This is a genomic window from Brevibacterium sp. BDJS002 (assembly GCF_028201555.1).
GTDB lineage: Bacteria > Actinomycetota > Actinomycetes > Actinomycetales > Brevibacteriaceae > Brevibacterium > Brevibacterium aurantiacum.
On sequence record NZ_CP116392.1, the window covers coordinates 3786002 to 3798228 of the forward strand.

Annotated in this window: 11 protein-coding genes; 2 read left to right on the forward strand and 9 right to left on the reverse strand. The window is 64.8% G+C overall.

Translation table 11 applies throughout. The features are described 5' to 3' along the window. Positions 1–223 precede the first annotated feature (223 nt). The 9 genes from PGC08_RS17530 to PGC08_RS17570 are packed head-to-tail and all read right to left on the reverse strand — an operon-like array spanning position 224 to position 10778. Complete coding sequence (locus tag PGC08_RS17530; RefSeq protein ID WP_271709011.1) at positions 224–2344, reverse strand: FAD/NAD(P)-binding protein; 2121 nt, start codon at positions 2342–2344, stop codon at positions 224–226. After that, positions 2337–3308 carry an LLM class flavin-dependent oxidoreductase gene (locus PGC08_RS17535; RefSeq protein WP_009881764.1) on the reverse strand — a complete coding sequence of 324 codons (972 nt, stop codon included), beginning with the start codon at positions 3306–3308 and terminating at the stop codon, positions 2337–2339. The genes PGC08_RS17530 and PGC08_RS17535 overlap by 8 nt, the downstream gene beginning before the upstream one ends. Further along, positions 3305–3910 (reverse strand): NADPH-dependent FMN reductase, encoded by a 606-nt coding sequence (gene ssuE / locus PGC08_RS17540; protein WP_271709012.1) that lies wholly within the window; start codon positions 3908–3910, stop codon positions 3305–3307. The genes PGC08_RS17535 and ssuE overlap by 4 nt, the downstream gene beginning before the upstream one ends. 1 nt (position 3911) lies before the next feature. Further along, positions 3912–5318, reverse strand: coding sequence for an NtaA/DmoA family FMN-dependent monooxygenase (locus PGC08_RS17545; protein WP_271709013.1), 1407 nt, complete (start codon positions 5316–5318; stop codon positions 3912–3914). Then, complete coding sequence (locus PGC08_RS17550) at positions 5311–7167, reverse strand: dipeptide ABC transporter ATP-binding protein (RefSeq protein WP_271709014.1); 1857 nt, start codon at positions 7165–7167, stop codon at positions 5311–5313. The genes PGC08_RS17545 and PGC08_RS17550 overlap by 8 nt, the downstream gene beginning before the upstream one ends. Then, positions 7164–7391, reverse strand: coding sequence for a hypothetical protein (locus tag PGC08_RS17555; RefSeq protein WP_271709015.1), 228 nt, complete (start codon positions 7389–7391; stop codon positions 7164–7166). Before PGC08_RS17555 ends, PGC08_RS17550 begins: the two co-directional genes overlap by 4 nt. Beyond that, entirely contained in the window at positions 7346–8119 is a 774-nt protein-coding gene (locus tag PGC08_RS17560; RefSeq protein ID WP_271709016.1) for an ABC transporter permease, read from the reverse strand. Before PGC08_RS17560 ends, PGC08_RS17555 begins: the two co-directional genes overlap by 46 nt. Next, positions 8116–9108, reverse strand: coding sequence for an ABC transporter permease (locus PGC08_RS17565; protein WP_009881769.1), 993 nt, complete (start codon positions 9106–9108; stop codon positions 8116–8118). Before PGC08_RS17565 ends, PGC08_RS17560 begins: the two co-directional genes overlap by 4 nt. After that, positions 9105–10778 carry an ABC transporter substrate-binding protein gene (locus tag PGC08_RS17570; RefSeq protein WP_271709017.1) on the reverse strand — a complete coding sequence of 558 codons (1674 nt, stop codon included), beginning with the start codon at positions 10776–10778 and terminating at the stop codon, positions 9105–9107. The genes PGC08_RS17565 and PGC08_RS17570 overlap by 4 nt, the downstream gene beginning before the upstream one ends. A gap of 580 nt (positions 10779–11358) precedes the next feature. On the opposite strand from PGC08_RS17570, the gene PGC08_RS17575 reads away from it, so the two are divergent. Together PGC08_RS17575 and PGC08_RS17580 are read left to right on the forward strand one after the other, a co-directional pair. After that, the gene (locus tag PGC08_RS17575) at positions 11359–11724 is read left to right on the forward strand and encodes an ArsR/SmtB family transcription factor (protein ID WP_035278168.1); all 366 of its coding nucleotides are present in this window, start codon (positions 11359–11361) and stop codon (positions 11722–11724) included. A 9-nt stretch (positions 11725–11733) separates the two neighbouring features. Beyond that, a complete protein-coding gene (locus PGC08_RS17580; RefSeq protein WP_271709018.1) occupies positions 11734–12225 on the forward strand; it encodes an SRPBCC domain-containing protein in 492 nt (163 codons plus the stop codon). Positions 12226–12227: the final 2 nt, after the last annotated feature.

The window sequence follows — 12227 nt, forward strand, 5'->3', positions numbered from 1 at the left end:
GGCGGGACCTTCCTTCACTGATGGCACTTCGACTTCGCTGCCGAAGTTCCACCAGTCTCAACTGCTCGTGGGCTCGTTGTCTTCGAGCATGACCTGAGATGTCACCGACCGTCATGTTCGGGTCTTTCGGTGTCACTTTTCGTCATGCGGGGCCAGAGAGCTTGTCACGCAGGGCGAGTGGGCGTTGCTCTTTCTCCTCATCCGGGACAGCACCCGGGTGCGGTCACCCGGCCAGCAGCGACCTCTCCGAGCACTCGGCCTCGGCCCTGACCTCGGCCCCGAATCCGACCTCGCTGCCCGGCAACGATTCGAGGATCGCCGAGGCGATTCTTTCGTTGTCCTTGAACACCGGAGCATCCGTGCGGGGGCGGCTGAATCCTTCCGCGGTCGATCCCGACACGGCTGGCCCCAACAGGAACAGATCCGGCTGCGAGCGCCCGGCCTTGTCGAGGGCATGGCTGTGGGAATCGGTGCGCAGCTTGGCGTATTCGGCTGCCTCCCCAGCTCCAGGTTCGAGTAGGATCGCACCGCGCTCGCCAAGGGACTCCAAGGCAGGATCGACTGCGCGGGCGGCGCTCTGCTTGGCCAGTCGCGCTTCGACGAAATAGGTGAACGTCGTGGCGTCCGGGTGCGCACTCGAGGTCGCACGGAACCCTGCCTCGCTCGCCTCCACTCTCAGTCCCGGCCCGAGGAATCTGATCAGGCCGGTTTCGTGCAATGCGATGATCTGCCGAATCCGCAGCGGAGGTGGACCGCTGCCGATGAAGGAGAACAGTGAGTGGAAGCTGCCCTCCACATAACATGCCCGATCCTTCGCACTGACTCGCTCGGCCCGCACGAGCAGTCGAATGGCGACGTATGACTTCACCAGAGCCTCGAAGACCGCGAGATCCGCGGAATGGTGGAGATCGGCACTGCGCGCCAGGTGCGCTTCGATGTGTTTAAGGACCTCCGCCTCTCCCTCGCCGAGGCTGTCCGAGGTGGCGTCGTCGAGTGGCCTGTCGATCGCGTCGAGGTCGAAGTGGTCGGCAGGATCATCAAGCACCGATGCCGCCGATGCGGTGATGCTCACCCGCCCTCTCCTGAGCAGGTCGTCACCCGAGGCGGCGTCAGGCTGCGCGGCAGTGGCAAGGTCCGTGTTCGCGGCAGCGTCAAGGACCTGCTGTGCCACATCATCGATCTCGCCAAGCAGCGCACCATCAGAGATGCCGCGCTTCCACAGGACGTGTTCGTAGTGGGCATAGGTGAGCTCGAGTTCGGCCAGTGGGCCGATGACGGTTCGGAAGTCGATCGTCCCACCGGATGGAGGCCCGTTGGTCCGAGCCCCAACTCCCGCAGCTTCGTCGGCTGCAGCTTCGTCGGCTGCATCGCCGTCGGCGGTCAGCGCCTGCTCGAGACGATCAGTATTGAGGTAGCGCAGCTCGACTACGGGCGCACCCGGGATGTCGGCTCGGCTGTAACCGAGTTTCGGGCTGTAGGACACACCTCGAGACGACCCCACCCACAGCACGGGTTCATTGCCCGACGACAGGTAACGCAGCCGTCCGCCGCATTCGATGAACTCTCCGCCGCGGCCGAGGGTGACCATCACCATGAGGTCGATGAAGGCCAGCCCGAACCCGCGCGCCAGCACATCGGCCCCCGCCGGGATGCCGCCGAAGTCGATGTCTGCGGTGTACCCGGGTCGCTGATAGTAGAGACCCTTGCCGCTCGTGCCCGTCCCCTCGGTCACTCGTTCGAACTCGAGATCGGCATCGACTGGCGACATATCGAGATGCCCCTGGGCCGAGACCACGGTGTCCGTCAGGATCGAGACCCCTTCGGACGTGACGACCCGAAACCCTGTGCCTCGAAGCCGCGAGCTCTCAGGTAGGCGATCGACCACCTCGGCGCGGGCGCGGTGGATGTGGACCGTGGCCGCGAGGCTCTCCATCGCGACGCCGAAGGCCCACTCGAGATAGTGACCCTGGATGCGGCGCGAGGCGAAAGACTGCGAATCGAGGCTGTCCGCCTCGTCACCCAACCCAGCTGCCACGAGGCACTCCCGGCCCTGGTCATGAATCCATTCGTGCAGGCTCGGGCCAGCGACCGGAGTGCGTTCGAGGGTGCAGCTCGAGTCGGGGAAGATCGTGATGTCCTCGGTGCGCGAGTTCATCCACAGGTGGGGCGACTGGGCGGTCCTCCAGATCCTTCCGGCACCGGGCGGATAGGGGTCGATGAGGTGGATGGTCCGCCCGGCGCCAGCGTCCGAGGTGGCCGCGAGCGCCAGGAGAATCCCTGTGGTCTTCGGTCCGGCACCGATGAACACGAGGTCCGCGCGCAGATCGGGTGGGAGTTCACGCATGGGTGTAGAGGCTGTGAGCCGCGGGCAGTCCCAACCTAGTGCGCAGATCGGCGCCGGAGGCCGTCGGCGCACGCAGACCAGCGGCAGTGAGGGCCGGAACGATCTCACTGACCAAGCGGATGCTGAACTCGAGCTGTTCCTCCCGCGGTGCCGAGAACACGATTCCTGATGCCCCACGGGACTGAAGCTCAAGGGCGAAATCGGTCGTCCGTGCCACCTCCACGGGGGACGTGGGCGCGACGAGATGAGCGAGAATCGGGGTCTTTGGACCGACGAGTTCCTTCAGCTCTTCCAGGCTCGGACCTGCACCGGTGAATTCCGCGGCGATAGCGGCGTCACCAGCATCGACGTCGGCGAGGACGATGTCGGCGGACTTCACGGCCGCCGCATTGTCGGCATCCGCCCTCACCACGATAGGCGGGTGCCCCTGCGGCGGTCGTGGAGTGATCGAGGGGCCGAGCACGGAGTAGTCCGCGCCAGCCGAGTCGCTCAACTGAGCGTCGACGATGTGGAGCCGATCCCTGTCGATGTAACGGTTCGTGCTCTGGTCGCGGATGATCGCATCGTCATCCCACGAGTCCCACAGGCGGCGGACGAGGTCGATGATCTGGGCTGCTTCCGCCCAGGCGGGCGCGGAGTCTGCCGCCGGGCGTCGGCCGAACAGTGCGGCATCGGCGTCGCCGGTGGAGATTCCGATGGAGAGTCCGGATCGGCTTCGGGCCGTGTAGTCCAGAGTCGCCGAGGCGGTCGCCACGTGGAAGGGTTCCGTGTGGGTGACTCTGACCTCGGGAATCAGTCCGAGTTCGGAGGTGATGGGGCCGAGCCAGGAGGCGAATTCGAGGGCGTCGATCCCGTCGAAGGCATCCGGGACGAGTGCAAAGTCGACATGCCCGTCGACGGTCTTCGCCGCCGCCAACCCGGTGCGGGGATCGGCCGTGATCGTGGTGCCGATGATGAAGCTCATGAGGCGCTCCTCTCGATTGAAGTGAACTCGGGTTCGAACTCGGTCGTCGCATGCGAGCAGGCTCGTTCCTTGGCCTTGAGCTCCGAGTCGAACTGGTCGATGGCGTCGACGATGTCGCGTTCGACGGATTCGTCAATGGCCGCCGGAGTCGACTCGGTGGCGGGAAGGATGTGCTTGGAGAGGACGAAGCGTCCGCGGCCGATGGAGCTGGCACCCAAGGTCGCGACCAGTGGTTTGAGGCTGAAGTCCAGCGCCAGAACGTGCGCCGGTGAACCGCCGGTGAGGATCGGGAGCACTGGCTTGCCCTGGAAGCCGTCCATCGGCAGCAGGTCGATGAAGACCTTGAGCAGCCCGGCGTAGCTGGCCTTGTACACGGGTGAGCCGATGACCACGGCGTCGGAGGATTCGATCGCGGCCCGCGCCGAGGCGATGAGATCGTCGGCAGCATCGGCCCTCAGCAGCGCCTCGGCGGGAAGATGACGCAGCTTGATGAACTCGGTGCTGTGGCCGTACTGGCGCAGGCGGCGGGCGATGAACTCGAGAAGTGCCTCTGTCTTCGAGTTCTCGGTGGGGCTGGACGATATGAGGATGACACGGGACATTTCAGCTCACCTCTCTGTATGCGGGGCTGGTGTCGGACGAGTTCGCATTCGGGGTGGCACGCGCTCGGGCACGATTACTCGTCCATTCGCCGGCTGGTCTGGCCGGCGGCAAGCCGAGGTTCTCGCGCAGGTTCTGGCCGGGGTACTCGGTGCGGTAGACCCCGAGCTCCTGAAGTTCGGGAACGACCTTGGCCACGACCTCGTCGAGCCCACCTGGAGTCAGGTGCGGGACGAGGATGTAGCCGTCGGCGGACCTGGTCTGGACTGCCTCGGAGAGATCCCGGGCGACCTGTCTGGGAGTGCCGACGAAGGAATGTCGGGTCGAGACCTTGATGACGAGCTCGCGGGCGGTGAGGTTCTCGGCCTCTGCCAGCGCCCTCCATTCCGCGATCGTGGCTTCGGTGTCCTTGATGTGCTTGACACGTCCCTTGGAGATGGACTCACCGGCAGGCGGCACGTCGGGCAAGGGGCCGTCCGGGTCGAATGCGGAGAGGTCTCGGTCCCAGACGCGCTCGAGGAAGGCGATCGCTCCCGCCTCGCTGACCTGCTGTGATGCGACTTCCCTTGAGCGTTCGGCCGCTTCTTCCTGTGTGTCGCCGAGGATGACGGAGATGCCGGGGAAGATCTTGAGGTCGTCCTCTCCTCTGCCGTAGTCAGCCAGTCGAGTCTTCACATCTGCGTAGAACTTCCGTCCCGATTCCGGATCGGAGTGGCGGGTGAAGATGACATCGGCGGAACCGGCGGCGAAGTCGCGTCCGGAGTCGGAGTCCCCCGCCTGGAGGATGACCGGATGGCCACTGGGCGGCGAGGGCAGGGAGAAGCGGCCCGAGATGTCGAAGAAGTCGCTGATATGGGAGAAATCGTCCCCGGGCGTCCCGGCGGCGTGGCCCGGTCCTCGCCCGGCGGCGTCCCAGAGTTCGCGGGCGACGTCGATGAAGTCTTCGGCGCGTAGGTAGCGGTCGGCGTAGTCGAGGTATCCGCCGCGGCGGAAGTTGGCTCCAGTGAAGGCGTTCGAAGTCGTCACCACGTTCCAGGCCGCACGACCGGAGGACAGCACATCGATCGAGGCGAGCTTCCGGGCGATGTCGAAGGGCTCGTTGAACGTCGAGCTCAGAGTCCCGGCCAGGCCGATGTGGTTCGTCACGGCCGCGAGTGCCGAGAGTACGGCGGTCGTGTTGGGTCGCCCGACGACGTCGAGGTCGAAGATCTGCCCTTGGTGTTCGCGCAGTCGCAGACCCTCAGCGAGGAAGAAGAAGTCGAAGAGCCCGGCCTCGGCAGTCCGGGCCAGGTGGGCGAAGGAGTCGAATTCGATGTGACTGCCCGAGGCAGGGTCGGACCACACTGTGGTGTTGTTGACCCCCGGGAAGTGGGCGGCCAGATGTACTTGGCGCAATGGCTGTTCAGGCATGGTCTACTCCAATCGAGGTGGCGAGACGTATGGCGGGACGTGTGGCAGGGCGTGTGACGGCTGTCGAGTCGAAGCGGGGAACCGCGTCGAGCAGTGTCCGGGTGTAGGGGTGAGCGCTCTCGCGCAGAACCATGGCGGTGTCGCCCGATTCGACGACGAGGCCGTCCTTCATCACGAGCACCTGATCTGCAATCTGCTCGATGACGGCCAGGTCGTGGGAGATGAAGAGGTAGGCGAGGCCGAGCCGTTGCTGCAGGTCTACGAGCAGCCGCAGGATCTGTGACTGCACCTGCACGTCAAGGGCGGAGACCGGCTCGTCGAGGATGAGCACCTCTGGTTCGACAGCGATCGCGCGGGCGATCGCCAGTCTCTGGCGCTGACCTCCCGAGAGCTCACGCGGAGTCCGCCCCAGCAGACTCTCATCCAACGCCACGAAACCGAGGAGGTCCCGCACCCGAACCGGGCGGTCCCTCCTGGTCCCGATCCTGTGCCCTCGCAGCGGTTCGGTGAGGATCTTCTCGACCGTATAGCTCGGGTCCAAGGCCGCGCTCGAGTCCTGGTGGACGTACCGGATCCGGCGCCCGAGTCCCTTTGCCCCGTAAGTGCTCAGCTCCCTGTCGTGCAGTTCGATGGTGCCTGCGTCGGGTCGTTCGGCTCCGAGCAGGATCCGAGCGGTCGTCGTCTTCCCGGATCCAGATTCGCCGACGATGCCGACGGTTCGTCCGGCAGTGAGTTCGACGCCGAGGCGCTTGACCGCCGGGTGCGGACCGCCGAAGTCACGGGCGATGTCGGTGGCCCGAAGAACCACCTCGGCGTCGGTGGCAGTGACCTCAGTCGGTGATTGATCAGCCGAGGCGCCAACCGTCGAGGCGCCAACCGTCGGGGACCGACCCGGGGCGATGTCGGCGCTTGGTCGGAGGCGTCCTCCGCCCAGGTTGGGTGCTGCGGTCAGCAGAGCCCGTGTGTATTCCCGGCTCGGTGAGGCGATGATCGACCGCGTGCGGCCCGCTTCGACGATGCGCCCGCTGCGCATGACGATCAGATCCTCGGCGCGTTCCTTCGCGACCCCCAGATCGTGGGTGATGAGGAGGAGTGCGGTGGAGGAGCCGGCGACGAGTTCGGAGAGCACGTCGAGGACCTGCTTCTGCACCGTCGCGTCCAAGGCCGAGGTCGGTTCGTCGGCGATGATGAGCGCCGGATCCGCGGCGATGGCGTTCGCGATGAGAACCCGCTGACGTTGGCCCCCGGAGAGTTCGTGGGGGTAGCGGCGACCGTGCTCGGCCGTGTCGAGACCGACCGCGTCAAGCACCTCGGCGACCCTCGAACTGATCCGGGGTCGGGCATAGCCGTTGACCGTGAGTGTCTCGGCCAGGCCGGAAGCGATCGTGCGCACGGGATTGAGTCCGGCTCCCGCGTCCTGCGGCACATAGGCGATGCCCGTGCCGAGGATGCGCTGCCAGGTGCGCGGCTTCGCCCCGACCAGATCCTCGCCGAGGTGGGAATGTGTGGCTGCGTGCACTGCGGTTCCGGCGGGCAGGAGTCCGGTCAGTGCGGCCGCCGTGGTCGACTTCCCCGACCCGGATTCGCCGACGATCGCCACGGTTCCGCCGGGTGCGATGGAGAGGCTGACATCAGAGATCGCCGAGGTGGCCGCCCGCGGGTAGGTCACGCTCAGACCCGAGACCTCGAGGACAGACGTGGGGGTTGACGTGTGCGCAGGCGTGGCGATGGGTGAGATGGGCTGGTCGAAACCGGTCTTGTCGGCACCGGGCTTGTCGGCACCGGGCTTGTCGAGGAGTTCGGTGCCGGCGCCCGAGGCTGGCCAGGCGAGGAAATCAGTGAGTGTCATCGGAATTCCTTCTCAGAGTTGAATACGTGGGAGATGCGGTTGGCGGCGAGCACGACGGCTGCGACGACGAGTCCGGGGAATGTCGTCATCCACCAGGCTGCGGCAAGGAAGTCACGGCCCTCGGAGACGAGGAGGCCCCACTCGGGCTGTGGCGGAGGTGCGCCGAAGCCCAGGAAGCTCAGGGCGGAGACGGCGAGGACCGCTGATCCGAATTCCAGTGCCACGAGTGCCCGATCGGGCCTCTGACCTGCGGCAGAATGTGGCGTGCGAGAACGCTCAGGGTGCTCAGCCCGTCGGCGCGTGCGGCACGGACGAATTCGGCTGATCGCCACCTGATGACCTCCGCGCGGGTGAGGCGTGCGAACGAGGGAATCGCGGCGACACCGACGGCGAGGGCCACATTGATGGTGCCGAAGCCGAGAGCTGTGATCACGGCCATGGAGAGCAGCAGACCGGGAATGGCCTGGAGGACATCGACGATGCGCATGAAGATCGCGTCGAGGACACCGGTGAAGAAGCCGGCGATGAGGCCGATGACCACACCGCTGATGACCCCGATGGCCACGGCGGCGAGGCTCGCCGACAAAGTCTGTGCGGAGCCGTGGACGGTGCGTGAGAAGACGTCTCTGCCCAGGTGGTCGGTGCCGAAGATGTGATCGAGGCTCGGAGGCAGCAGCCGGTTCACCGGATCGCCCGTCAGAGGATCGACTCCGGTGAGCAGACTCGGCCAGAAGGCTGCGAGCACGGCAAGGGCGAGGACGGCAAACGCGAGGATTTCAATGACGCCGAGGCGACTGCCGCTCAATCGCAGCGGCCCACGGGCCCTGCCTCCGCCTTGCTGATCGTTGCCACGCTTCTGGTCAGGCGTTGCCGGCCCGGAATCTTCGGTGCGAACGTCCTCACCGAGGTTCTCGGCTTGTCCGTTCTTCTGGAGTTCCATTGCCAGGCTCATGCGCGGGCTCCTTCGTAGTCGGTGGGGGCGGCGTCTGCCGGCACGTTCCTCGTTGCGGCCTTGAGCCGGGGGTCGAGGACGGGGTAGATGAGGTCGGTGGCGAGGTTGACGAGGACGAACACGGCGGCGGCGAGGAGCACGATGCCCTGCACGAGCGGGATGTCCTGCCCGGTCACGGCGGTCTGTGCCAGACGACCCAGGCCCTGTCGGGAGAACACGTTCTCGACGACGACGGCTCCGGCCAGCACCTGTCCGAAGAGGACTCCGCTCATGGTCAGTGCCGGCAGCACTGCGACGGGCAGGGCCTGTCGCAGCAGCAGTCGCAGACGTGAGTAGCCCGAGGCCGCGTAGGTCGTGACGTACGGCTGGATCCACGCATTCTGCAGGGCCCGGAACAGAACCTGCGCGATGATCGCCGACAGCGGGATCGCCAGGGTCACGGCCGGCAGGATGACTGCGGTCGGCGTGCCCGTCCCGATGGCAGGGAAGATCGGAAAGCGGAAGGAGAACACCTGCAACAGCATCAGCCCGACCCAGAAGGTGGGAAGTGCCACGCCCAGACCGGGCAGTGCCGCGAGTGTGTCCCGCAGCCAGGGCCTGCGCGTGAGCGTCGCGCCGATGGCGATGGCGGTGCCCGCCACCAGGGCGATGACCAATGCCACCGCTGCGAGACCGATGGTCGAGGGGAGCGAGGAGGCGATCGCCTCGGTGACGGGAGTTCCGGTCTGGATCGACGTGCCGAAGTCCAGGCGGAGGACGGCGACGAGGGCCAGGAGGTATTGGATGGGCAGAGGTTGGTCGAGGTTGAACTCGGCTCGCAGCCGTTCCACCTCGGCGGGGTCGAAGCTCTGCAGCTCTCCCCCGGCCCCGAGCATCGTGATGACGGGGTCCCCAGGGAGCCAGTAGAGGAGGAAGAAGCTGAGCGTGAACGCGATCCAGAGGACGATGACTCCCTGGGCCAGGCGCGAGGCGAGGTAGCGAAGGCTCATTGTGCCTCACCATCCAGCCAAGCGTCGTAGAGCTGGAAGCGCGAGGAGGCTTCGTAATTGAAGTCGTGGACATCCTTGCCTGTGCCGATGACCCCCGAGAGTTCGACGATCGGGATCGAATAGCCTTCGTCGATGAGGACCTTCACCGCTTCGGTGAAGTCCGCCTTGCGTTCGTCCTCGTCAAGGGTCGAGGTGGTGCGGGCGAAGATCTTGTCGACCTCGTCCGCCTTCTTCCTGGCGTTGCCGTTCTGTTCGCTGACGCCGAAGTAGTTGCGCAGCACATCGCCGTCGGCCCGGGTGAGGTTGCCGAAGGTCAGCTCCTCCTTGCCCTCTGCCTGCTGCGCGGTGACCTCGGCGGTGGTCTTCTTCTCGAGTTTGAGGTCGAAGCCGATCTCACGCAGCTGCTGCTGGACGAGTTCGAGGAACGGAGCATCCTGCCAGTAGGTCAGGGTCACGCTCAGCGGCGTGCCGTCCTTTTCGCGGATGCCGTCGGAACCGACCTTCCACCCGTCGTCCTCGAGGAGTTTCTTCGCACCCTCTGGGTCATAGGCGAGCAGATCGGAGACGTCCTCGTATTCGGGGGTCGACTTCGCCAGCACCGAGGTGGCCGGTGCCTGATGCTCGGAGATGACGCTCTGGAGCTGGTCGCGGTCGATGCCCTTGACCAGTGCCTGCCGCACCGACTTGTCCTTGGCGATCTTGCAGGTGAGCTTGGGGACGAGGTTGTAGACGACGCCCGGGTTCGGACGGGAGGCGATGCCGAGTCCCTGCGCCTCGAGGGTCTTCTCGTCCTGGGACTGGACGGAGAAGTCGACGTCGATCTGACCGGAGAGCAGCGAACCGTTGCGCACGGAGGCCTCGGGCACGATCGAGAATTCGATTCCGTCCAGGTGGGCCGGCCCCTCATGCTTCGCGATCGAGGACGGCCAGTTGTAGTCATCGAACCGTGAGAGCTTGATCGCCTTGTCATGGACGAAGGAATCCAACTTGAAGGGTCCTGTGCCGACGATGTCGCCGGTGCAGCGTTCCTCGGCACTCTTCGCGAGCGTGTCCGAGGAGTAGAAGCCCAGTGACATCGTCGAGGTGGCCTGGAGGAACTGAGCATTGGGCTTGTCGAATTTGAAAGTGACCGTCGACTCGTCGGGAGTCTTGATTGACTCGAGCCCGTCGAGGTAGGTCTGTCCGAGCGAGGCCTTAGCACCGAGATCCTGAATCGCTTCGAAGTTCTCCTTCACCGAGGCGGATGTGAAGTCGGTGCCGTCCTGGAAGGTGACCCCATCACGCAGATGGAAGGTGAAGGTCTTCGCATCCTTGGAGACGTCCCAGCTCTCGGCCAGCCACGGCTTGATCTCCTGAGTCTTGGGATCTTGATCGGTCAGCGAGTCGGTGATCTGCCGCGTGACATTGAGGGTGACGTTCGTGCCCTGCTGCTGACCGTCGAGGCACGTCGGGTCGACGTCATAGGCGATCTTGAGCGTTCCACCCGACTGCGGTTTCGCATCAGCATCCGCATCGGCCCGAGCGTCTCCGGAGCAGCCGGCAAGCAGAAGAGATGCCGCGGCAAGCAGGGAGAGGAGCACCTGACCGCGGCCTCGGCGAAGCGAAGCGGCGGATCGTATTGGTGGAGCCGGTTGTTCGGATGCGAGTGAGTGGCTGCTGATGGTCGGCATGGGCGTCCTGGGTGTGAGAAGTGAATGTTTGAGAAGCGAGTACGAGAAGTGAGGCTGTGAAGGGTGCGACTGGTTCTCACCAATTGCCCCGAGGTTGACGAACGCATGGCACTGCCACGGCAGAGGTCGAAGAGGGACTACTACGAAGGCTCTCCAGCTAGATAGATTGCTCAACACATTGAAAAAAAGGATTGAACATCGCTGCGATAGCACCCCGACCGGCGCGCACCCTGAGACCCGGATGCAGGCAATGGACAGGCGCAATGGAAACGGCGAACCAACCAAGGGTCTAGGAGTAGGTCTAGCGGGTCAGTCACCTGCAAAAGAGCGGCGCATGCTCATGGGCATCGAACAATCAAGAGCCTCGAACCGCGTGGCTAGCGCCCAGGCCTGAGTGTTCTTGTATGCGATCATCGCGTCCTCTGTTGAGATAGCTCCGTCATGTCGTGCTGACGAAATTCACAATATCAGGATTCAGATTGCTCAACAATACATGCATGAGATTTCCGTCTTACGGAGTCACACTTCACCCACGGGGAGCCATTGACCTTCACGATCAAGCCATGCAATACTTAGCTTCATGGCTAAGTATTCGGACGAGCTCGATGCGATGTTCACCGCACTTGCCGATCCCACGCGGCGCACCGTGATTCACCAGCTGGGCCACGGACCGGCGAGCATCGGAGAGTTGGCAGAGCCCCTGTCGATCTCGCTCCCGTCGTTCATGAAGCATGTGCGCACCTTGGAATCGTGTGGGCTGATTCGGACACGGAAGTCAGGACGAGTGCGCACCTGCGTGCTCAACAGCGATCGCCTGACACTGCTCAATGATTGGCTCGCCGAGCAGAGACTCATCTGGGAGGCCAGCACAGATCGTCTCGAGCAGTTCGTGACCGGCGACAGCGACACCACACACATCGGGCGACAGCGACACCACTCACAGTAGGGAAGAATCATGACCGCACATCTCGCTCGCACCCGGCATTTCGACTTTGCTCTCGACCTCACGATCCAGAGAGTGATTCGAGCGCCCAAGGAAACCATCTGGTCCGCCTGGACGGATCCCGAGAAGCTGGCGAAGTGGTGGATTCCAGAACCGCTCACCCTCCGCGTCGACGCGCTGGAGCTGCGTCCCGGAGGGGCCTTCTCCACCATGATGAGCGAGGACGGCGAATCGTTTGTGCCGCACGTCGACGCAGTCTTCCTCGTCATCGAGGACAGCAGTCGCCTCGTGTTCACCAACGCCGTCAACAGTTCCTGGCACCCGGCCTTTCCCGACCCTGTCTCCATGACCACCGAGATCATCTTGGGCGACCATGCCGATGGCACCGACTATCAGGCCGTCGTCCGCCATGGCAGCCCCGAGCAGCGCGCCCGTCACGAGGAGCTCGGCTTCTTCGACGGCTGGGGCACCGTCACCGAGCAGCTGGCGAAGTCCGTGGAGTGAGG

Coding starts and splice junctions, on each gene's coding strand:
- PGC08_RS17530 (WP_271709011.1), bottom strand. CDS start 2,344: ATGCGTGAACTCCCACCCGATCTGCGCGCGGACCTCGTGTTCATCGGT.
- PGC08_RS17535 (WP_009881764.1), bottom strand. CDS start 3,308: ATGAGCTTCATCATCGGCACCACGATCACGGCCGATCCCCGCACCGGG.
- ssuE (WP_271709012.1), bottom strand. CDS start 3,910: ATGTCCCGTGTCATCCTCATATCGTCCAGCCCCACCGAGAACTCGAAG.
- PGC08_RS17545 (WP_271709013.1), bottom strand. CDS start 5,318: ATGCCTGAACAGCCATTGCGCCAAGTACATCTGGCCGCCCACTTCCCG.
- PGC08_RS17550 (WP_271709014.1), bottom strand. CDS start 7,167: ATGACACTCACTGATTTCCTCGCCTGGCCAGCCTCGGGCGCCGGCACC.
- PGC08_RS17560 (WP_271709016.1), bottom strand. CDS start 8,119: ATGAGCCTGGCAATGGAACTCCAGAAGAACGGACAAGCCGAGAACCTC.
- PGC08_RS17565 (WP_009881769.1), bottom strand. CDS start 9,108: ATGAGCCTTCGCTACCTCGCCTCGCGCCTGGCCCAGGGAGTCATCGTC.
- PGC08_RS17570 (WP_271709017.1), bottom strand. CDS start 10,778: ATGCCGACCATCAGCAGCCACTCACTCGCATCCGAACAACCGGCTCCA.
- PGC08_RS17575 (WP_035278168.1), top strand. CDS start 11,359: ATGGCTAAGTATTCGGACGAGCTCGATGCGATGTTCACCGCACTTGCC.
- PGC08_RS17580 (WP_271709018.1), top strand. CDS start 11,734: ATGACCGCACATCTCGCTCGCACCCGGCATTTCGACTTTGCTCTCGAC.